Source organism: Escherichia sp. MOD1-EC7011 (genome assembly GCF_002965005.1).
GTDB lineage: Bacteria > Pseudomonadota > Gammaproteobacteria > Enterobacterales > Enterobacteriaceae > Escherichia > Escherichia ruysiae.
Genome location: NZ_PTRD01000027.1, coordinates 17,793 through 37,329, shown reverse-complemented (window position 1 = coordinate 37,329; position 19,537 = coordinate 17,793). Strand labels below are relative to the sequence as shown.

Below are 19,537 nucleotides of genomic sequence, written 5' to 3'. Positions count from 1 at the left end.
TCCAGATCAAATGCGTAAAGATGGGTAAAACCTCTGGGTAGCTTTCGGCAATATCATTATGCTGCTTTATTAATTACACCTGTCATAGAGAGTGACTCCATGGATCGTATAGTTAGTTCTTCACATGACCGTACATCGCTACTTAGCACCCATAAGGTGCTGCGTAATACCTATTTCTTGCTGAGCCTGACGCTGGCCTTTTCTGCGATTACCGCGACGGCCAGTACGGTTCTGATGCTACCATCTCCGGGTCTGATTCTGACGCTGGTAGGTATGTATGGTTTGATGTTCCTGACCTATAAAACGGCGAATAAGCCGACCGGGATTATCTCCGCGTTCGCCTTTACCGGTTTTCTGGGTTATATCCTCGGCCCGATTCTGAACACCTATCTGTCTGCCGGAATGGGCAACGTAATCGCTATGGCACTGGGCGGCACGGCGTTAGTGTTCTTCTGCTGCTCTGCCTATGTGCTGACCACCCGCAAAGATATGTCGTTCCTCGGCGGTATGCTGATGGCGGGTATTGTGGTGGTACTGATTGGAATGGTAGCGAATATCTTCCTGCAACTGCCTGCCCTGCATCTGGCAATCAGTGCGGTATTCATTCTGATCTCCTCTGGCGCAATTCTGTTTGAAACCAGCAACATCATTCATGGCGGTGAAACGAACTACATTCGTGCCACGGTTAGCCTGTATGTGTCGCTGTACAACATCTTCGTCAGCCTGCTGAGCATTCTGGGCTTCGCCAGCCGCGATTAATCTCACCCGCTAACACTTTCATAGCCTCGCTTTATGCGGGGCTTTGTTTTTTGTTACACTGCCGCCAGTCTGATTAAGGTAGTAATAATTATGCTGATCTTCGAAGGTAAAGAGATAGAGACCGATACCGAAGGCTATCTCAAAGAAAGCAGCCAGTGGAGTGAGCCGCTGGCAGTGGTGATTGCAGAGAACGAAGGGATTTCGCTGTCGCCAGAACACTGGGAAGTGGTGCGTTTTGTGCGTGATTTCTATCTGGAATTTAATACTTCTCCGGCAATTCGTATGCTGGTAAAAGCGATGGCGAATAAATTTGGCGAAGAAAAAGGTAACAGCCGATACTTATACCGACTGTTTCCGAAAGGTCCGGCTAAGCAAGCCACCAAAATTGCTGGCCTGCCAAAACCGGTAAAATGTATTTAACGGATACGAAAATCGGTTAATTCCCCCGAGGGATGATGCGGCTCGCTGAGCACCCGTTCCACACGCGCAGAACGCGGGCCGCCACTCTTTAACCACTGCATTAATTTTTCCACCTGCCCTTCTTCACCGCAGGCAACCACTTCCACGCTGCCATCGTCAAGATTTTTGGCGTACCCGGTTAATCCCAGTTTTTTCGCTTCGTACTGCGTGGTATAGCGAAAGCCTACCCCCTGAACTCGCCCGAAAACCCAGGCAATTATGCATACTTTCGACATCACCGCTCTCCTTATTCTTATAGCTGCGTTGCAAATCCATGGAAAACTCCGGACAATGGCGCCCATTTCTTTGCATCGACAGAATAGTAAATTATGAGTGTACGTTTAGTGTTAGCCAAAGGGCGCGAAAAATCATTACTTCGTCGCCATCCGTGGGTCTTTTCCGGGGCCGTTGCCCGCATGGAAGGTAAAGCCAGCCTCGGTGAAACCATCGATATTGTTGATCATCAGGGAAAATGGTTAGCACGCGGCGCTTATTCGCCGGCTTCGCAAATCCGCGCTCGCGTCTGGACTTTCGATCCTTCGGAATCCATCGACATTGCCTTTTTCACCCGACGCTTACAACAGGCGCAAAAGTGGCGCGACTGGCTGGCGCAAAAAGATGGCCTCGATAGCTATCGTTTAATTGCCGGTGAGTCTGATGGCCTGCCGGGTATAACTATCGATCGTTTCGGTAATTTTCTGGTGCTGCAACTGCTGAGTGCTGGCGCAGAATATCAGCGGGCGGCATTGATCAGCGCCCTGCAAACGCTATACCCGGAATGTGCGATTTACGATCGCAGCGACGTCGCGGTACGTAAAAAAGAAGGGATGGAGCTGACCCAGGGCCCCGTCACCGGCGAGTTGCCTCCTGCCCTGCTGCCGATAGAAGAACACGGTATGAAGCTGCTGGTGGACATTCAGCACGGGCACAAAACGGGCTACTACCTGGATCAGCGTGACAGCCGCCTGGCAACCCGCCGCTACGTTGAAAATAAACGCGTACTGAACTGTTTCTCCTATACCGGTGGTTTCGCGGTATCGGCATTAATGGGCGGTTGCAGCAACGTTGTTAGTGTTGATACCTCCCAGGAAGCACTGGACATTGCACGGCAGAACGTTGAGCTGAACAAACTGGATCTGAGCAAGGCAGAGTTCGTGCGTGATGACGTCTTTAAATTGCTGCGAACTTATCGCGATCGCGGGGAGAAATTTGACGTTATCGTGATGGATCCGCCGAAGTTTGTTGAGAACAAAAGCCAGTTGATGGGCGCCTGCCGGGGCTATAAAGACATCAACATGCTGGCGATTCAGTTGCTGAATGAGGGCGGTGTTCTCCTGACGTTCTCCTGTTCAGGCCTGATGACCAGCGATTTATTTCAGAAAATCATCGCGGATGCCGCAATTGATGCCGGTCGTGATATACAATTTATAGAGCAGTTCCGTCAGGCAGCCGATCATCCGGTGATCGCTACCTACCCGGAAGGGCTATATCTGAAAGGGTTTGCCTGTCGCGTCATGTAACTTGAAATGTGGAATTTTACCCTTATATCAAAGGTGAAGATTTCCCGGGAGGTGACTATGATTGCCAGCAAATTCGGTATCGGCCAGCAGGTCCGCCATTCCCTGTTAGGTTATCTCGGAGTGGTCGTGGATATCGACCCGGTTTATTCGCTCTCTGAACCGTCGCCTGATGAGCTGGCGGTGAACGATGAGCTTCGCGCCGCTCCGTGGTATCACGTGGTGATGGAGGATGACAACGGCCTACCGGTTCATACCTACCTGGCTGAAGCCCAGCTAAGTAGCGAATTGCAGGATGAACATCCTGAACAGCCATCCATGGATGAGCTGGCGCAGACCATCCGCAAACAACTCCAGGCGCCGCGTCTGCGTAACTAACCCTCATACAAATACCCGGAAGGCAAAAACCTTCCGGGTATTTTTTATTTAGCCAGCCCCAGGCGAGGGATCTCAATTGCCGGGCAGCGATCCATGACTACCTGTAACCCGGCATCACGTGCCAGTACAGCCGCTTGCTCATTAATCACCCCTAGCTGCATCCATAAGGTTTTCGCACCAATGGCGATAGCTTCCTGCGCCACGCCCCACGCGGCTTCTGAATTACGGAAAACATCGACCATATCGATTTTTTCCGGAACCTCTGCCAGCGTGCCGTAGCCCTGCTGACCCAGCAGCGTTTTACCGGCGACTTTAGGTGAGACCGGAATAACGTGATAGCCCTGATCAAGCAAGTATTTCATCACGCGATAACTTGGACGGTCGGGTTTATCACTTGCCCCTACCAGCGCAATGGTATGAGTGGACGTTAAAATGGCTGCAATATCGGTCTCTTTCATCATTTCCTCCAGACTATTTATCAAAGTGTACGACAATCCCAACATACCAACCATGCAGCTAATACGAATGAATGAGAGCAAAAGCGGAAAACATGTCTATATGTTAGTAAGTATGATTAAAGAAAAATTTTGATACATTATTATTCAGGCGGTCATTAGACAGGAGCTATCTATGAAAACCGGCATTTTGACCACCTTGATTGCATTATGTTTGCCGGTATCCGTTTTTGCCACCACGCTACGGCTGTCCAGCGATATTGATCTTCTGGTACTCGACGGCAAAAAGGTTTCAAGCTCTCTGTTACGCGGAGCGGATAGCATTGAATTGGATAATGGGCCGCATCAGTTAGTGTTTCGCGTCGAGAAGACTATCCATCTTTCCAGTAGTGAAGAACGGCTTTATATCTCCCCGCCGCTGGTCGTCAGTTTTAATACACAGCTCATTAGCCAGGTGAACTTTCGCCTGCCACGCCTGGAGAATGAACGGGAAGCCAATCATTTCGACACAACGCCGCGCCTTGAATTGTTAGATGGCGATGCGACGCCGATTCCGGTAAAGCTGGATATTCTGGCTATTACTTCAACCGCAAAAACGATTGATTATGAAGTCGAGGTCGAGCGTTATAACAAATCCGCGAAACGCGCTTCTCTACCGCAATTTGCCACCATGATGGCAGATGACAGTACACTGCTCTCTGGTGTTTCCGAACTGGATGCCATCCCACCACAGTCCCAGGTGCTCACTGAACAACGGCTGAAGTATTGGTTTAAACTGGCAGATCCGCAAACGCGCAATAACTTCCTGCAATGGGCGGAAAAACAACCATCTTCCTGAGATTTTTGTGCCTGTGCGCAGGCTTTTTCGGTCTTTATCTTGCAGCGATAAGTGCTTACAGTAATCTGTAGGAAAGTTAACTATGGATGTAAATTATGGAACTGACGACTCGCATTTTACCAGCGCGGAAACATATTGCGCTGGTGGCACACGATCACTGTAAACAAATGCTCATGAGCTGGGTGGAACGGCATCAACCATTACTGGAACAGCACGAGCTTTATGCGACGGGCACCACGGGTAACTTAATTTCCCGCGCTACCGGTATGAATGTTAACGCCATGTTGAGCGGCCCAATGGGCGGTGACCAGCAGGTGGGCGCACTGATTTCGGAAGGAAAAATTGATGTGCTGATTTTCTTCTGGGATCCATTAAACGCCGTACCGCACGATCCTGACGTGAAAGCGTTACTGCGACTGGCGACGGTGTGGAACATTCCGGTCGCTACCAACGTGGCAACGGCAGATTTCATCATCCAGTCGCCGCATTTCAACGACGCGGTCGATATTCTGATCCCCGATTATCAGCGTTATCTCGCAGAACGCCTGAAGTAATATTGCACAGGTGGCAAACGCCACCTGTTTCTTACGGTTTTCTCGCCACCGGCACATCCAGATTTTTCAGTATTTCCACAAAGGGAGAGGGATACTCTTTGTTAAACAGTGCCCATACCCGATGGCGTGCGCGGGTCAGCGCCACGTACATTAATCGCCGTTCTTCAGCGTCCGGGAAATCCTCAACCGGTGGCAGTAGCGCCTCTTCCATAATCGACTCCCGCGCCGCAGCCGGAAAACCATCACTCCCCTCCTGCAAGCCAACGATGATGACGTAATCCGCCTGTTGCCCTTTGCTGGCATGAATAGTCATAAAGTCGATTTGCAACTTCGGCCAGCGTGTTGCCGCTTTTTCCAGGCTGGCAGGCCTCATGTGGTGATAACGCGCCAGAACCAGAATGCGCTCTTCCGGTTTGGCATAACCAGAGAGCTTATCCAGCAAAGCGTCAAGCTGGCTCTCATCCAATAACGTGACGGCTTTTTTGTCTCCATTGGTTAAGCTATTTAGCGGCTTTTTCAACTGACTTGGGTTCTGCTGAATAAACCGGTTTGCCACCTCACCGATACGACTGTTAAAACGGTAAGTCGTGTCTAAATCACAGCGATCGCCTTCACCAAAGTTTTCATGGAAAGCCGTGGTGAGCGACATTTGCGCGCCACTGAAGCGGTAAATCGCCTGCCAGTCATCGCCAACGGCAAACAACGTCGTCTGGCTGTTTTGCTTGCGTAATGCCGCTAACAACGCTGCGCGCTGCGGCGAGATATCCTGAAATTCATCAACCAGAATATGCTTCCAGGGGCTGATAAAGCGACCTTTCTCCAGAATCACAATCGCCTGGTGAATAAGGCCCGAAAAATCGACGGCGTTTTCTGCCTTCAGCGCACCTTTCCAGGCTTTTAATAACGGGGCCATCAACTTGATACGTTTACTGAACAGAGCGCGAATCTCTTCGGGCACGCTGGCAATCATTTCTGCCTGTGCACCGCCGTGCATCCGCATCAGACTTACCCAGCGATCGAGGCGTGAGGCAAGACGACGCTGTAATTTTTCATCATCCCAGAAGTTACCTTCTGGCACTGACCACTGCATTTCTTCCGTCAGCCATTGCCGCCAGCCCTTCGCCTGCGCTTTCTTCTCGCTGCATTGCTTGCGCCACTCAGCAATAAAGAGTTCATGTCGGGCAGCGGTGTCATTTTCCAGTTTGCTGACTGTGGGTACTTTTTTGCTACATTGCTGAATAATATGTAGCGCCAGTGAATGAAACGTGCGTGCGGTAATGTCTTCGGTATGTAGCCGGTCGCGAATACGCTCGTCCATCTCTTCAGCAGCTTTGCGACCAAACGCCAGCAATAAAATTTGCTCAGGGGACGCTTCACCACGCGCCAGCAACCAGCCTGCACGCGCTACCAGCACCGATGTTTTACCGCTTCCTGCGCCTGCCAGCACTAACAGAGAATGTTCGCCATTAACGACTGCCCGAGCCTGCGCCGGATTAAGCGGTGAAGATTCAACCTGGCGGAAAAAATCCGCATACTCATTAAGCATGGTTTCGGTATACGCCTGATTATGCTGCAACCGAGCGCCTTCAATATCTTTCAACCAGGCCTGACATTTGCGCCACGCCTCACGGCAGTTATCGAATTCTTCCAGTCGATTAACCGGCAACGGCAACGCCGACAAAGCCTGGCGGATTTGTTGCTGCACGCCAGAAGTTTGCTCCCGCGTCAGCCATTTATTATCGTTGGTGCGTGCGGCGATAAGATCCAATTGCTGCTGTAATACGCCAGCCGCAATTTCGCTCATCTCCTCGCTCCAGCGCCGCCAGTGAGCATCAAGATGGCGGTGAAAACGCTGCGTCTCACCCCATTCGGTGCCGTGCAGACGCACTACTTTTTCATCAGGTAGTACAAATTCCAGCTCACCCCATACCAGACCGCGCTTGCAGTGAATTGCCAGTAATTGATTGAAAGGAATGAGATATTCGTGACGATCGCCGGAGACTTTTATCCCGGCATTGAGGATCACCGCCCGATCATAAGGGTGCTGTGCCAGACGTTTGCCAAGAGTTGTCGCTTTCAGTTCCATGACTCTGTAGATCCACACGATGTTATTTCTTATCAGTGTAACCGTCAGAGAAAACGTGCTCCAGCCCAAAAAAACGTTACAATTGCCGCCCATTACTGAAAACCACAGTAAAGCGAGGTTTTATGCGTACCGTTTTGAACATTCTGAACTTTGTGCTTGGCGGATTTGCCACCACTCTGGGCTGGCTGTTGGCAACCCTGGTCAGTATTGTGCTGATTTTTACCTTACCGCTGACACGATCCTGCTGGGAGATCACCAAACTGTCTCTGGTGCCTTACGGCAATGAGGCCATTCATGTCGATGAACTGAATCCGGCAGGTAAAAATGTACTGCTGAATACTGGCGGTACGGTACTGAATATTTTCTGGCTGATTTTCTTTGGCTGGTGGTTATGCCTGATGCACATTGCGACAGGTATCGCACAATGCATTTCCATCATTGGCATTCCGGTTGGCATTGCGAATTTTAAAATTGCCGCTATTGCACTGTGGCCGGTCGGTCGCCGCGTAGTTTCTGTGGAAACAGCTCGTGCTGCGCGTGAAGCCAATGCGCGACGTCGTTTTGAATAATCTAACATTATGGCTTTTATGCTAAGTCCTTTGCTCAAACGCTATACCTGGAACAGCGCCTGGCTGTATTACGTGCGTATTTTTATTGCGCTTTGTGGAACCACAGCGTTTCCGTGGTGGCTGGGTGATGTAAAACTGACGATTCCGCTGACGCTGGGAATGGTGGCAGCGGCGCTAACCGATCTCGACGACCGACTGGCTGGGCGTCTGCGTAACCTCATCATTACGCTGTTCTGCTTTTTTATTGCCTCGGCCTCGGTAGAACTCCTTTTCCCCTGGCCCTGGTTATTTGCCATTGGCTTAACGCTCTCCACCAGCGGTTTCATTTTGCTTGGCGGTTTGGGTCAACGCTATGCAACAATCGCCTTTGGTGCGTTGCTGATCGCCATTTACACCATGCTGGGGACGTCTCTCTATGAGCACTGGTATCAGCAGCCGATGTATCTGCTTGCTGGTGCCGTCTGGTACAACGTTCTGACGCTTATTGGTCATCTACTGTTCCCTGTCCGCCCATTGCAGGACAATCTGGCGCGTTGCTATGAACAACTGGCGCGTTATCTGGAACTGAAATCACGCATGTTCGATCCTGATATAGAGGATGAAAGCCAGGCACCGCTGTACGATTTGGCTCTCGCCAACGGGCAACTGATGGCGACACTGAATCAGACGAAACTCTCGTTGCTGACTCGTTTACGCGGCGATCGTGGTCAGCGGGGGACACGTCGCACATTGCATTACTACTTTGTAGCGCAGGATATCCACGAACGTGCCAGCTCTTCCCATATTCAGTATCAAACGTTGCGGGAACATTTTCGCCACAGCGACGTGCTGTTCCGTTTCCAGCGACTGATGTCAATGCAGGGACAGGCCTGCCAGCAACTGTCACGCTGTATTTTGCTGCGTCAGCCTTATCAACACGATCCGCATTTTGATCGCGCTTTTACGCATATTGATGCTGCGCTGGAGCGAATGCGCGATAACGGCGCGCCCGCCGATTTACTCAAAACACTGGGATTTTTGCTGAACAATTTACGTGCCATTGATGCCCAACTGGCAACAATTGAATCAGAACAGGCTCAGGCGCTGCCCCATAATAATGACGAAAATGAACTCGCAGATGACAGCCCGCACGGGTTGAGCGATATCTGGCTGCGTCTTAGCCGTCACTTCACGCCGGAATCCGCCCTCTTCCGTCATGCGGTAAGAATGTCACTGGTCTTGTGCTTCGGCTACGCCATCATTCAGATAACCGGGATGCATCACGGATATTGGATCTTGCTGACAAGTTTGTTTGTCTGCCAGCCAAACTATAACGCCACGCGCCACCGCCTGAAATTAAGGATTATTGGTACGCTGGTGGGTATTGCGATTGGCATTCCTGTGCTGTGGTTTGTGCCGTCACTGGAAGGGCAACTGGTGCTGCTGGTCATTACCGGTGTTCTCTTTTTTGCCTTCCGTAACGTGCAATACGCTCATGCAACGATGTTCATTACGCTTCTGGTGCTACTGTGCTTTAACTTGCTGGGTGAAGGTTTTGAAGTGGCATTGCCTCGCGTAATCGATACGCTAATCGGATGTGCCATTGCATGGGCAGCGGTAAGTTACATCTGGCCAGACTGGCGGTTTCGTAATCTGCCCCGAATGCTTGAGCGCGCAACCGATGCTAACTGCCGTTATCTCGATGCTATTCTCGAACAATACCACCAGGGGCGCGATAACCGTCTGGCATATCGTATTGCTCGTCGCGATGCACACAATCGTGATGCAGAGCTGGCGTCGGTGGTGTCGAATATGTCCAGCGAACCGAATGTCACACCGCAAATTCGCGAGGACGCGTTCCGGTTACTCTGCCTTAACCATACGTTTACCAGTTACATTTCTGCCCTCGGAGCACACCGTGAGCAGTTAACTAACCCTGAAATTCTGGCGTTTCTTGATGACGCAGTTTGCTATGTGGATGACGCGCTACATCATCAACCTGCCGATGAAGAACGCGTCAATCAGGCATTAGCTGACCTGAAACAACAGATGCAGCAACTTGAACCACGGGCAGACAGCAAAGAACCTCTGGTTGTACAGCAAGTCGGATTATTGATTGCATTACTACCAGAAATTGGTCGTCTGCAGCGCAGAATTACTCAAGTTCCGCAGGAAACTCCTGTTTCGGCGTAAGAGAATCTGCCCATTCTGCAAGCTCCTGGCGGCGTGCCACCGGGAGCGCAGCTTCATGAATACCGAGAATTGCGCCTTCAAGCATAAATAAGATTTTTTCTGTCACCAGACTGTTTTGTTGCCGCAGTCGCAGCCAACACATTTTCGCCCCAAGAATACGTAACGCCCGTACATCCTTAATCCCCACTTCCCCGAGAATAGCCTCAAGATGGTAAGACATATTGGGTAAATCTTTCAGCCGTTGCCGGATATTGCGCGTACTTTTCTCTTGAAGCGCGGCGTCCAGAGAAAATTTCGACAGGCGCACCAGCTTTTGTTGATTTCGCCATAGGCTTTCATCGACCCGGTAGTAATTGAGGGTAACAAACCGCCCACACTTTTTATATGTCAGCCATACTGGCGGATGTTTTACACAGTATTGTGCACTTTGTTCACAAGCCCGAAGATACAACTCGCCATCAGAAACCATTGCAAATACCGTGTCATCAACGGTCAGACTGTAACTACCAAACAATGATCGGTATTCAATAGTGCCCAGCGTAGCCAGGTATTCTTGTGACTTATAGATCCGCTTATAAGAGAGGCTTTTCATAAAATTCCTTTTAAAATCATAATATAAAAGAATGATTCACATTAACGGATCCGTTAAATACGAAAATAGGCAACTTATTATCAAGGGGCAAGATTAATTTAAGTTTTCAGGTCACGAACGACAAAATTTGCGAGGCTCTTTCCGAAATTAGGGTTGATCTTTGTTGCCACTGGATGTACTGTATATTCATACAGTAACTCACAGGGCTGGATTGATTATGTACACTTCAGGCTATGCACATCGTTCTTCGTTGTTCTCATCCGCAGCAAGCAAAATTGCGCGTGTCTCCACGGAAAACACTACAGCTGGGCTAATTAGTGAAGTTGTCTATCGCGAAGATCAGCCCATGATGACGCAACTGCTGCTTTTGCCATTGTTGCAGCAACTCGGTCAGCAATCACGTTGGCAACTATGGTTAACACCAAAACAAAAACTGAGTCGTGAATGGGTTCAGGCTGCTGGGCTACCTTTAACGAAAGTGATGCAGATAAACCAGCTTTCCCCTTGCCACACGGTGGAATCAATGGTTCGCGCTTTACGCACGGGAAATTACAGCGTGGTGATCGGTTGGTTAGCAGATGATCTGACAGAAGAAGAACATGCAGAGCTTGTGGATGCCGCTAATGAAGGTAACGCAATGGGGTTTATTATGCGTCCAGTAAGCACAACCTCTCACGCCACGAGACAACTTTCCGTGGTAAAGATTCACTCTAATTTGTATCATTAAGTAAATTTAGGATTAATCCTGGAACTTTTTTTATCGCCCGTCTGATGATTTCACTCATGGCTAACTTTCCCTGCGGAGGCTTGTCTGAAGCGGTTTCCGCGATTTTATGCTGTAAAGTGTCGTTAACAAAAAAGGTTAAACGCGCCTTATACAAATCTTTTTTTTCATATGCCTGACGGAGTTCACACTTGTAAGTTTTCAACTACGTTGTAGACTTTACATCGCCAGGGGTGCTCGGCATAAGCCGAAGATATCGGTAGAGTTAATATTGAGCAGATCCCCGGTGAAGGATTTAACCGTGTTATCTCGTTGGAGATATTCATGGCGTATTTTGGATGATAACGAGGCGCAAAAAATGAAAAAGACAGCTATCGCGATTGCAGTGGCACTGGCTGGTTTCGCTACCGTAGCGCAGGCCGCTCCGAAAGATAACACCTGGTACACTGGTGCTAAACTGGGCTGGTCCCAGTACCATGACACTGGTTTCATTCCTAACAATGGTCCGACCCACGAAAACCAACTGGGTGCAGGTGCTTTTGGTGGTTACCAGGTTAACCCGTATGTTGGCTTTGAAATGGGTTACGACTGGTTAGGTCGTATGCCGTACAAAGGCGACAACATCAATGGCGCATACAAAGCTCAGGGCGTTCAGCTGACCGCTAAACTGGGTTACCCAATCACTGACGATCTGGACATCTACACTCGTCTGGGTGGTATGGTATGGCGTGCAGACACCAAGGCTAACGTACCTGGTGGCGCATCCTATAAAGACCACGACACCGGCGTTTCTCCGGTATTCGCAGGTGGTGTTGAGTACGCGATCACTCCTGAAATCGCTACCCGTCTGGAATACCAGTGGACCAACAACATCGGTGACGCACACACCATCGGTACTCGTCCGGACAACGGTCTGCTGAGCCTGGGTGTTTCCTACCGTTTCGGTCAGGGCGAAGCAGCTCCGGTAGTTGCTCCGGCTCCGGCTCCAGCTCCGGAAGTACAGACCAAGCACTTCACTCTGAAGTCTGACGTTCTGTTCAACTTCAACAAAGCAACCCTGAAACCGGAAGGTCAGGCTGCTCTGGATCAGCTGTACAGCCAGCTGAGCAACCTGGATCCGAAAGACGGTTCCGTAGTTGTTCTGGGTTACACTGACCGCATCGGTTCTGATGCTTACAACCAGGGTCTGTCCGAGCGTCGTGCTCAGTCCGTCGTTGATTACCTGATCTCTAAAGGTATCCCGTCTGACAAGATCTCCGCACGTGGTATGGGCGAATCCAACCCGGTTACCGGCAACACCTGTGACAACGTGAAACAACGCGCTGCACTGATTGACTGCCTGGCTCCGGATCGTCGCGTAGAGATCGAAGTTAAAGGCATCAAAGACGTTGTAACTCAGCCGCAGGCTTAAGTTCTCGTCTGGTAAAAAAACCCCGCTTCATGCGGGGTTTTTTTCGTCTTCAGTAAAATAAATAACCCTGGCAAGTTATTCCTTTCCGAGTAAAGCCTGCAAATCCTGCTTCAAAGAAGACATTTTATTTGCATATTTCTCTTTGTTTTCCGCATCTTCTATCAGCTGGACAATCGTTTCGGAAAGTGTTTTACCGCGCCGCTGTGCAAGACCAGCCAGCCGTTGCCAGACAATAAATTCCAGATCGATTGATTTCTTACGCGTGTACTGATGTTCCGCATTAAAATGGCGTTTCCGTCTGGCTCGAATAGTCTGCTTCATGCGATTGACCAGCTCAGGATTCATATGCTTGTCAATCCAGCCATTTACCAGCACGGGTTCATTTTCCAGCGATAGCAACACGTCAACGGCTTCCTGGGCGGCACTGGCTTCTACGTAACGGGTAATTAGCTCCCCTTCACGGTGTTTCTTCACCAGATACTTCCATTTCCAACCGCTTTCCAGATTTTCAAGTTGTTGATATTTCATAGCGATCTCAATGTTACCGTGTAACTCTTTACAGAATATCAGTTTTTTAACTGTGTGATGAAAAGAATCTCCATCCTGTGAGCTTTAACGCCCATGCAAGGAGTATTGTCGGTGCTTTCTACGTGTGCTGCAGTGCCGGTTACGGTATAATCGCGGCTTTGACAACAGACTAAAAAACATCAACTTTGACCATTACGAAACTTGCATGGCGTGACCTGGTTCCTGATACCGATAGCTATCAGGAAATATTTGCTCAGCCACATTTGATTGACGAAAACGATCCTTTATTCAGTGATACTCAACCGCGACTGCAATTTGCGCTGGAGCAGTTGCTGCATACGCGAGCATCCTCCTCGTTTATGCTGGCAAAGGCCCCGGAAGAGTCTGAGTATCTGAATCTTATTGCCGATGCCGCACGTGCGCTACAAAGCGATGCAGGCCAACTGGTGGGTGGTCACTATGAGGTTTCCGGCCACACCATTCGCTTAAGTAACGCAGTGAGCGTAGATGATAATTTTGCGACTTTAACGCAGGTTGTCGCTGCCGACTGGGTAGAAGCGGAACAACTCTTTGGCTGCCTGCGCCAGTTTAATGGCGACATTACCTTGCAGCCAGGCCTGGTGCATCAGGCAAATGGCGGTATTCTCATCATCTCTTTGCGTACTCTGCTGGCGCAACCTCTGCTGTGGATGCGGTTGAAAAACATCGTTAACCGCGAGCGTTTTGACTGGATAGCGTTTGATGAGTCGCGCCCTCTCCCCGTCTCTGTGCCTTCGATGCCATTGAAGCTGAAAGTCATTCTGGTAGGCGAACGCGAATCATTGGCTGATTTCCAGGAGATGGAGCCAGAGCTTTCTGAGCAGGCTATTTATAGCGAATTTGAAGATACTCTGCAGATTGTCGATGCGGAGTCAGTAAACCAGTGGTGTCGCTGGGTGACATTTACCGCCAGACATAACCACTTACCTGCACCGGGAGCGGATGCCTGGCCGGTACTTATCCGCGAAGCAGCACGCTACACCGGTGAACAAGAAACACTGCCGCTTAGCCCGCAGTGGATCCTCCGCCAGTGTAAAGAGGTCGCATCCTTGTGCGAAGGCAATAGCTTTACCGGCGAGCAGCTAAACTTAATGCTACAACAACGGGAATGGCGCGAAGGCTTCCTTGCCGAACGAATGCAGGATGAGATCCTTCAGGAGCAGATCCTGATTGAAACCGAAGGCGAACGCATCGGGCAAATTAACGCCCTTTCGGTCATCGAATTTCCGGGCCATCCGCGCGCTTTTGGCGAACCTTCTCGCATTAGCTGCGTTGTGCATATTGGTGATGGCGAATTTACCGATATCGAACGCAAGGCCGAGCTTGGCGGCAACATACACGCTAAGGGGATGATGATCATGCAGGCGTTCCTAATGTCGGAGCTTCAGCTTGAGCAACAGATCCCTTTCTCAGCATCGCTGACGTTTGAGCAGTCATATAGCGAAGTGGACGGCGATAGCGCCTCGATGGCGGAACTCTGCGCCCTGATAAGTGCCCTTGCCGATGTGCCGGTGAATCAGAGTATCGCTATCACAGGTTCAGTCGATCAGTTCGGTCGCGCCCAGCCGGTCGGTGGTTTGAATGAGAAAATCGAAGGCTTCTTTGCTATTTGTCAGCAACGTGAGTTAACGGGGAAACAAGGTGTCATTATCCCCACCGCTAACGTTCGCCATTTAAGTCTTCACAGTGAACTGGTGAAAGCGGTAGAGGAAGGCAAATTCACCATCTGGGCAGTAGACGATGTGACTGACGCACTGCCTTTATTATTAAATCTTGTGTGGGATGGTGAAGGCCAGACAACGCTGATGCAAACTATCCAGGAACGTATTGCGCAAGCATCGCAACAGGAAGGACGTCACCGTTTTCCATGGCCATTACGTTGGCTGAACTGGTTTATTCCGAACTGATCGGACTTGTTCAGCGTACACGTGTTAGCTATCCTGCGTGCTTCACTAAAATAAGGCTTACAGAGAACATGGTAGATAAACGCGAATCCTATACAAAAGAAGACCTTCTTGCCTCTGGTCGCGGAGAACTGTTTGGCGCTAAAGGCCCGCAATTGCCAGCACCAAACATGCTGATGATGGATCGAGTGGTCAAAATGACCGAGACCGGTGGTAACTTCGACAAAGGCTATGTCGAAGCAGAACTGGATATCAATCCAGACCTATGGTTCTTCGGCTGCCACTTCATCGGCGATCCGGTAATGCCGGGATGTCTGGGTCTGGATGCGATGTGGCAGCTGGTAGGGTTCTACCTTGGCTGGCTGGGCGGCGAAGGTAAAGGCCGCGCACTGGGTGTAGGCGAAGTGAAGTTCACTGGTCAGGTTCTACCTACCGCGAAAAAAGTGACCTACCGTATTCACTTTAAACGCATTGTTAACCGTCGCTTGATCATGGGTCTGGCAGACGGCGAAGTACTGGTAGATGGTCGTCTGATCTACACCGCCAGCGACCTGAAAGTCGGTCTGTTCCAGGATACTTCTGCATTCTGATTTAAATCAGGCTACATATTAAAGGCGAAACCTCCGCATTGCGGAGGTTTCTTTTTAAAGAGACAGAATCAGGCCATTACTACCCTGTCCGCCATGGCTTCTCGCCAGCCTCCCAGCCATTGTGACCTTTGATTCAGCGTCTGATAGGGACACATTTCTTTTGAGCGTCCGGCGATGCCGGCCTGATAACCACGTTGATGTGCCCGTTCCAGGCGATCTCGTTTTTGTCTCTTCATGCCTCGTTTCCCTCATACTGGTTTCTGGTGGAAAAGAAAACAGTGATTACTAAATGTGCAATCACAGTTAAGCAATACCGCGAATCATAACTGCCGTCAATGCGCAAAATTCACGCCACTGTCATATTTGTGAGCCACACGGGCATGTTGGTTGTACAAAAAATGTGAAGCGGAACAAGTTTTTCTCGGTGAGTTAAACAAAAAAACCGCCTCAGGCTACATGCCGGAGACGGTTATATTTACAAATATTTATAATTAAGGTAGACGCTTTATCTCTTGCGCAATAGCAGCGGCTTCCTGACTCCAGACACTGGCCAGCACTTTGACCATTTCATCGTAGCCATCCTGATTTTGCACCCCTTCCAGACGGAACGGTCGTTTGATCAATTGTCCCTGGTGATTCAACAACCACTCGCCGCTGACAATGACCTTGCCATCATAGCGACCGTTAAACTCCGTTACGGTTACGTTGAGCGTGTCCTGTGCGCTTCCCAGAGGCTGGGAGGCAACCACCCAACCGGGGAGTTGCGTACTCAGATTCGCCACCAGGGTGTTGCGCAACTGTTGATCCAGCGGGCTGGCCCACAGGTTGTTGTTGGCAATCACATACTTCACATCACTGGTCTGATAAACCACCCCATTCCCCGCCAGATAGTCTGGAACAACGACTTGCTCTACCCATAACAGGCGATTGCCCTGGCTGGCGGTACTTTGCGTACCGCTCTGCACAACAGGTAACTGGTAATAGTTTTTATTGATCTCGCCGGAGCTGCATCCGGCCAGCCACAGTGCCGCAATCGTCACTAGCCACTTTTTCATTGTTTCGCCCTCTTCGGCTCTGGATCTTTTTTGTCCTTCGCTTCAAATACCAGCGCGTTACTCTTCTCGTTAAGCGTTTTCAGCACCGGTTGCAGTTCACGCAACACCTGATCAAGCCGCTGCATATCCGCTACCATCTTGTTGTAGGCTGCGGAGCCTGGCTGGAAGCCCTGCATACTGCGATTCAGCTCACGCAACGTTGACTGCATATCCGTTGGCAACTGCTGCATCGACTGGCTGGCGAGGATCTTGTTCATACTATCCAGCGTCGTTTGCAGGTTTTTCATCGTGCGCTGGCTTTCAGACAGCGTACTGGTCGCCTGCTCAATCATCGGATTCAACGGCAGCTTGTTGATCTTATCTAATGCTTCCATCAGACGTTGCTGGATTTGCGCCAGACCGCCGCTAACGGTCGGGATAATCTGATAACCATTAAATTCACGAATACCGGTTATTGCAGGCGTATTTGGATAGAAATCGAGATCAACATAGAGCGCACCAGTGACCAGATTTCCGGTCTTCAGCGATCCGCGCAAGCCACGTTTCAACAACTCTCCAAGGTGCTTAACGACATCCGCATTTTCGCCAAGCTGCATTTTCAGCCGTTCCGGTTCGATGCGTATGAGTACCGGAATACGGTAATCATCATTAAATGTCTGACGCATATTCGGCGCAAAGAAAGGAACTTTACTTACTGTACCCAGGCGAATACCCCGGAATTCTACCGGAGCGCCAGGCTGCAGGCCACGTACCGAATCTTTAAAGAACATCAGATAGTCAATGTGATCGGTGTATAGCGAATCCTGAATGCTCTTCTGGTCGTCATACAAAACGAATGCGGTTTTCGGCGCAACAGGCTGCCCTAAATCCAGACCTTCAGGCACGTCAAAGCTGACGCCGCCGCTGAGTAGCGTTGTCAACGATCCCATCTCTACGCGCATTCCCGCTGACGTCAGATCAACCGCAATGCCACTATCTTTCCAGAAGCGAACATTGCCGGTCACCAACCGGTCATAAGGTGCATTGATAAACAGTTGATAGCTGATATTGCGTTTTTGCGTATCGAAGGTGCTGGTTTCAACCGAACCTACCCGATAGCCACGGAACAGCACCGGATCTCCCGGCGAGAGTTGTCCGGCTTTTTTGCTATCAAGAATCACACGAATACCTTTCGCATCAGGCGGTGCCAGCGGTGGCGAATCGAGCAAATCATAACTTGCCTGTTTGCTGCCTTTCGCCCCCGGTTGCAGTTCGATATACACACCGGAAAGCAGTGTGCCCAGGCCGCTAATACCTTCTCGACCTATCTGCGGTTTTACCACCCAGAAGACGGTATCTTTATGCAGCAGCTTCTCCATACCGGCGTTCAGGCGCGCTTTGATTTCAACGTGCGTCAAATCATCGGCTAGCGTTGCGCTCTCGACCACGCCGACGTCAACACTACGGCTTTTAATGGTAGTCTTGCCGCCCTCAATCCCTTCCGCATTCGCGGTGATCAGGGTAACTTCCGGTCCCTGATGGCTGTAATGATAAAAAAGAACCCACGCCCCTATAAGCGCCGTGACGATAGGAAATATCCACACGGGAGACCAGTTCTTCACTTTCTGGATTTTGGCTTCCCCATTATTAGATTCCATACTGTCAGGACTCCTCATGCACTGATTCAGGTTGACGATCCCACGACAAGCGTGGATCAAACGTCATTGCAGAAAACATTGTCATTATGACGACTAAAGCAAACATTAACGCACCCATTGCAGGATAAATACTCATTAAACCTCCCATACGCACCAGCGCCGAGAGCACCGCAATCACGAAAACGTCAATCATCGACCAGCGGCCTACAAACTCAACAACTTCATAAATCAAATGCATTCTTTCGCTGTCACGCTTGCCGTGCCCTTTGGCATCCCAGCACAACCATGCGATGGCGATCATCTTTAACGTTGGCACCATGATACTGGCTAAAAAGATAACTGCAGCAACAGGATAAGAGCCTTCACTCCACAACAGGATGACCCCGGCGAGAATCGTTGACGGCATCTTAGAGCCTAATAAATCAGTCACCATGATGGGTAAAAGATTAGCCGGGAGATACAGCATGATGGACGTAACAAGCAGCGCCAGCGTCCATTGCAGGCTATTTCTGCGCCGAACGTATCCTTTCGTACCGCAACGCGGGCACACCGTTTCATCGGCGGGAAGGATCGCCGTACAGCAAGAGCAAGAGCGCAATCCTTGTCGGATACCCGTAATGCCCGGTTTTAACGGCTTAAGTAGCTCTGGCATCGGCGCGATATCATCCCACAACCAGCGACGATCAACGCACTGGAAGGCGCGCAGTTGCAGCACACAAAATAAACACCAGGGGAGAAAACTGCTGCCCACACCAATACTGCCGTAGGCCATCAGTTTGACGAAACTGACCAGCACACCCGCGAGGAAAATCTCTGCCATTCCCCAGGTTTTGAGTTGAAAGAGCACCCGTGCCAGTTGCTCTTTCAGACGTACCGGTAATTCGGCGCGATTCACCAGAAGCAGTATGGTAATCAGGCAAAATGCAGGAACCAGTTGCACAAACAACAAGAAAAAAGTGCCGAGGCTGGCGTAGTCCTCAGAAAACAGCACGCCCGGAATTTCCAGTAATGTAATTTCACTGGTAACTCCTGCGACGTTCATATTCACAAAAGGGAATAAGTTGGACAGCAACAGCATGAACAGTGCGGCCAACGCATAGGCGGTAGGACGCTGCCGGGGCGCGTCCCACGCAACGGTTAACGTTGTGCCACACCGAGGACATGCCGCTTTCTGACCATGCTCAAGGTGGGGTAATGCCACCAGCATGTCACACTGCGAGCACAAGATATGCTTCGCGGCATGATGATGTTCGCACATTGGTACTCCTTA

Annotated in this window: 21 protein-coding genes; 12 read left to right on the top strand and 9 right to left on the bottom strand. The window is 50.2% G+C overall.

Annotated features, from left to right (window positions below; translation table 11 throughout):
• The first annotated feature begins 99 nt into the window (after window positions 1-99).
• Window positions 100-759 (top strand): FtsH protease modulator YccA, encoded by a 660-nt coding sequence (yccA, locus tag A7098_RS14330; RefSeq protein WP_105280984.1) that lies wholly within the window; start codon window positions 100-102, stop codon window positions 757-759.
• A gap of 90 nt (window positions 760-849) precedes the next feature.
• Complete coding sequence (gene tusE, locus A7098_RS14325) at window positions 850-1,179, top strand: sulfurtransferase TusE (protein WP_000904442.1); 330 nt, start codon at window positions 850-852, stop codon at window positions 1,177-1,179.
• On the opposite strand, the gene yccX is transcribed toward tusE, so the two are convergent.
• Window positions 1,176-1,454 carry an acylphosphatase gene (gene yccX / locus A7098_RS14320; RefSeq protein WP_024212532.1) on the bottom strand — a complete coding sequence of 93 codons (279 nt, stop codon included), beginning with the start codon at window positions 1,452-1,454 and terminating at the stop codon, window positions 1,176-1,178. The two genes, tusE and yccX, sit on opposite strands and share 4 nt — an antisense overlap.
• 93 nt (window positions 1,455-1,547) lie before the next feature.
• Here yccX and rlmI point away from each other — a divergent pair, with 93 nt between their 5' ends.
• Together rlmI and hspQ are read left to right on the top strand one after the other, a co-directional pair.
• Window positions 1,548-2,738, top strand: a complete 1,191-nt coding sequence (gene rlmI / locus A7098_RS14315) for a 23S rRNA (cytosine(1962)-C(5))-methyltransferase RlmI (RefSeq protein WP_000116321.1) — start codon at window positions 1,548-1,550, stop codon at window positions 2,736-2,738.
• Between the two features lie 57 nt (window positions 2,739-2,795).
• Window positions 2,796-3,113 (top strand): heat shock protein HspQ, encoded by a 318-nt coding sequence (gene hspQ / locus A7098_RS14310; protein WP_001295356.1) that lies wholly within the window; start codon window positions 2,796-2,798, stop codon window positions 3,111-3,113.
• A gap of 44 nt (window positions 3,114-3,157) precedes the next feature.
• Here the strand turns inward: hspQ and A7098_RS14305 are convergent, their stop codons facing one another.
• Window positions 3,158-3,571 (bottom strand): CoA-binding protein, encoded by a 414-nt coding sequence (locus A7098_RS14305; protein WP_105280983.1) that lies wholly within the window; start codon window positions 3,569-3,571, stop codon window positions 3,158-3,160.
• Window positions 3,572-3,743: 172 nt separating this feature from the next.
• On the opposite strand from A7098_RS14305, the gene A7098_RS14300 reads away from it, so the two are divergent.
• Window positions 3,744-4,406 carry a DUF2057 family protein gene (locus A7098_RS14300; RefSeq protein WP_000847775.1) on the top strand — a complete coding sequence of 221 codons (663 nt, stop codon included), beginning with the start codon at window positions 3,744-3,746 and terminating at the stop codon, window positions 4,404-4,406.
• Window positions 4,407-4,501: 95 nt separating this feature from the next.
• The gene (gene mgsA, locus A7098_RS14295; RefSeq protein WP_105280982.1) at window positions 4,502-4,960 is read left to right on the top strand and encodes a methylglyoxal synthase; all 459 of its coding nucleotides are present in this window, start codon (window positions 4,502-4,504) and stop codon (window positions 4,958-4,960) included.
• A gap of 31 nt (window positions 4,961-4,991) precedes the next feature.
• Here mgsA and helD read toward each other — a convergent pair whose 3' ends face one another.
• A complete protein-coding gene (gene helD, locus A7098_RS14290) occupies window positions 4,992-7,046 on the bottom strand; it encodes a DNA helicase IV (RefSeq protein ID WP_105280981.1) in 2,055 nt (684 codons plus the stop codon).
• Between the two features lie 122 nt (window positions 7,047-7,168).
• On the opposite strand from helD, the gene A7098_RS14285 reads away from it, so the two are divergent.
• Both A7098_RS14285 and yccS read left to right on the top strand, forming a co-directional pair.
• A complete protein-coding gene (locus A7098_RS14285; RefSeq protein ID WP_001261238.1) occupies window positions 7,169-7,615 on the top strand; it encodes a YccF domain-containing protein in 447 nt (148 codons plus the stop codon).
• 9 nt (window positions 7,616-7,624) lie between these two features.
• Window positions 7,625-9,787 carry a YccS family putative transporter gene (yccS, locus tag A7098_RS14280; protein ID WP_123056762.1) on the top strand — a complete coding sequence of 721 codons (2,163 nt, stop codon included), beginning with the start codon at window positions 7,625-7,627 and terminating at the stop codon, window positions 9,785-9,787.
• Here the strand turns inward: yccS and sxy are convergent.
• Complete coding sequence (sxy, locus tag A7098_RS14275; RefSeq protein WP_000839139.1) at window positions 9,750-10,379, bottom strand: CRP-S regulon transcriptional coactivator Sxy; 630 nt, start codon at window positions 10,377-10,379, stop codon at window positions 9,750-9,752. The two genes, yccS and sxy, sit on opposite strands and share 38 nt — an antisense overlap.
• A 217-nt stretch (window positions 10,380-10,596) precedes the next feature.
• Between sxy and sulA the strand changes: the two genes are divergently transcribed.
• Window positions 10,597-11,106, top strand: coding sequence for an SOS-induced cell division inhibitor SulA (gene sulA / locus A7098_RS14270; RefSeq protein WP_105280979.1), 510 nt, complete (start codon window positions 10,597-10,599; stop codon window positions 11,104-11,106).
• Window positions 11,107-11,461: 355 nt separating this feature from the next.
• Window positions 11,462-12,514, top strand: coding sequence for a porin OmpA (ompA, locus tag A7098_RS14260; RefSeq protein WP_024165063.1), 1,053 nt, complete (start codon window positions 11,462-11,464; stop codon window positions 12,512-12,514).
• A 75-nt stretch (window positions 12,515-12,589) separates the two neighbouring features.
• Here ompA and matP read toward each other — a convergent pair whose 3' ends face one another.
• On the bottom strand, window positions 12,590-13,042 hold the full coding sequence (gene matP, locus A7098_RS14255; protein ID WP_000877169.1) for a macrodomain Ter protein MatP: 453 nt from the start codon (window positions 13,040-13,042) through the stop codon (window positions 12,590-12,592).
• A 185-nt stretch (window positions 13,043-13,227) separates the two neighbouring features.
• Here matP and A7098_RS14250 point away from each other — a divergent pair, with 185 nt between their 5' ends.
• Complete coding sequence (locus A7098_RS14250; protein ID WP_085460592.1) at window positions 13,228-14,988, top strand: Lon protease family protein; 1,761 nt, start codon at window positions 13,228-13,230, stop codon at window positions 14,986-14,988.
• 68 nt (window positions 14,989-15,056) lie between these two features.
• Window positions 15,057-15,575 (top strand): bifunctional 3-hydroxydecanoyl-ACP dehydratase/trans-2-decenoyl-ACP isomerase, encoded by a 519-nt coding sequence (fabA, locus tag A7098_RS14245; protein WP_000227927.1) that lies wholly within the window; start codon window positions 15,057-15,059, stop codon window positions 15,573-15,575.
• Between the two features lie 68 nt (window positions 15,576-15,643).
• On the opposite strand, the gene rmf is transcribed toward fabA, so the two are convergent.
• The 4 genes from rmf to pqiA all read right to left on the bottom strand — a co-directional run bounded on the left by rmf (window position 15,644) and on the right by pqiA (window position 19,525).
• Window positions 15,644-15,811, bottom strand: a complete 168-nt coding sequence (rmf, locus tag A7098_RS14240; protein ID WP_000828648.1) for a ribosome modulation factor — start codon at window positions 15,809-15,811, stop codon at window positions 15,644-15,646.
• A 255-nt stretch (window positions 15,812-16,066) separates the two neighbouring features.
• A complete protein-coding gene (gene pqiC, locus A7098_RS14235; protein ID WP_000759125.1) occupies window positions 16,067-16,630 on the bottom strand; it encodes a membrane integrity-associated transporter subunit PqiC in 564 nt (187 codons plus the stop codon).
• Window positions 16,627-18,267: an intermembrane transport protein PqiB gene (gene pqiB / locus A7098_RS14230; RefSeq protein ID WP_000445527.1), complete on the bottom strand. Its 1,641-nt coding sequence runs from the start codon at window positions 18,265-18,267 to the stop codon at window positions 16,627-16,629. Before pqiB ends, pqiC begins: the two co-directional genes overlap by 4 nt.
• A gap of 4 nt (window positions 18,268-18,271) precedes the next feature.
• A complete protein-coding gene (pqiA, locus tag A7098_RS14225) occupies window positions 18,272-19,525 on the bottom strand; it encodes a membrane integrity-associated transporter subunit PqiA (protein ID WP_000333155.1) in 1,254 nt (417 codons plus the stop codon).
• Between the last annotated feature and the right edge of the window lie 12 nt (window positions 19,526-19,537).

Excerpts from the sequence above, each read along its gene's own strand:
- rmf (WP_000828648.1), bottom strand. The coding sequence starts at position 15,811 with ATGAAGAGACAAAAACGAGATCGCCTGGAACGGGCACATCAACGTGGT.
- yccA (WP_105280984.1), top strand. The coding sequence starts at position 100 with ATGGATCGTATAGTTAGTTCTTCACATGACCGTACATCGCTACTTAGC.
- hspQ (WP_001295356.1), top strand. The coding sequence starts at position 2,796 with ATGATTGCCAGCAAATTCGGTATCGGCCAGCAGGTCCGCCATTCCCTG.
- yccX (WP_024212532.1), bottom strand. The coding sequence starts at position 1,454 with ATGTCGAAAGTATGCATAATTGCCTGGGTTTTCGGGCGAGTTCAGGGG.
- rlmI (WP_000116321.1), top strand. The coding sequence starts at position 1,548 with ATGAGTGTACGTTTAGTGTTAGCCAAAGGGCGCGAAAAATCATTACTT.
- sxy (WP_000839139.1), bottom strand. The coding sequence starts at position 10,379 with ATGAAAAGCCTCTCTTATAAGCGGATCTATAAGTCACAAGAATACCTG.
- pqiC (WP_000759125.1), bottom strand. The coding sequence starts at position 16,630 with ATGAAAAAGTGGCTAGTGACGATTGCGGCACTGTGGCTGGCCGGATGC.
- A7098_RS14285 (WP_001261238.1), top strand. The coding sequence starts at position 7,169 with ATGCGTACCGTTTTGAACATTCTGAACTTTGTGCTTGGCGGATTTGCC.
- tusE (WP_000904442.1), top strand. The coding sequence starts at position 850 with ATGCTGATCTTCGAAGGTAAAGAGATAGAGACCGATACCGAAGGCTAT.
- A7098_RS14300 (WP_000847775.1), top strand. The coding sequence starts at position 3,744 with ATGAAAACCGGCATTTTGACCACCTTGATTGCATTATGTTTGCCGGTA.
- sulA (WP_105280979.1), top strand. The coding sequence starts at position 10,597 with ATGTACACTTCAGGCTATGCACATCGTTCTTCGTTGTTCTCATCCGCA.
- pqiB (WP_000445527.1), bottom strand. The coding sequence starts at position 18,267 with ATGGAATCTAATAATGGGGAAGCCAAAATCCAGAAAGTGAAGAACTGG.
- mgsA (WP_105280982.1), top strand. The coding sequence starts at position 4,502 with ATGGAACTGACGACTCGCATTTTACCAGCGCGGAAACATATTGCGCTG.
- ompA (WP_024165063.1), top strand. The coding sequence starts at position 11,462 with ATGAAAAAGACAGCTATCGCGATTGCAGTGGCACTGGCTGGTTTCGCT.
- yccS (WP_123056762.1), top strand. The coding sequence starts at position 7,625 with ATGGCTTTTATGCTAAGTCCTTTGCTCAAACGCTATACCTGGAACAGC.
- A7098_RS14305 (WP_105280983.1), bottom strand. The coding sequence starts at position 3,571 with ATGAAAGAGACCGATATTGCAGCCATTTTAACGTCCACTCATACCATT.
- fabA (WP_000227927.1), top strand. The coding sequence starts at position 15,057 with ATGGTAGATAAACGCGAATCCTATACAAAAGAAGACCTTCTTGCCTCT.
- helD (WP_105280981.1), bottom strand. The coding sequence starts at position 7,046 with ATGGAACTGAAAGCGACAACTCTTGGCAAACGTCTGGCACAGCACCCT.
- pqiA (WP_000333155.1), bottom strand. The coding sequence starts at position 19,525 with ATGTGCGAACATCATCATGCCGCGAAGCATATCTTGTGCTCGCAGTGT.
- matP (WP_000877169.1), bottom strand. The coding sequence starts at position 13,042 with ATGAAATATCAACAACTTGAAAATCTGGAAAGCGGTTGGAAATGGAAG.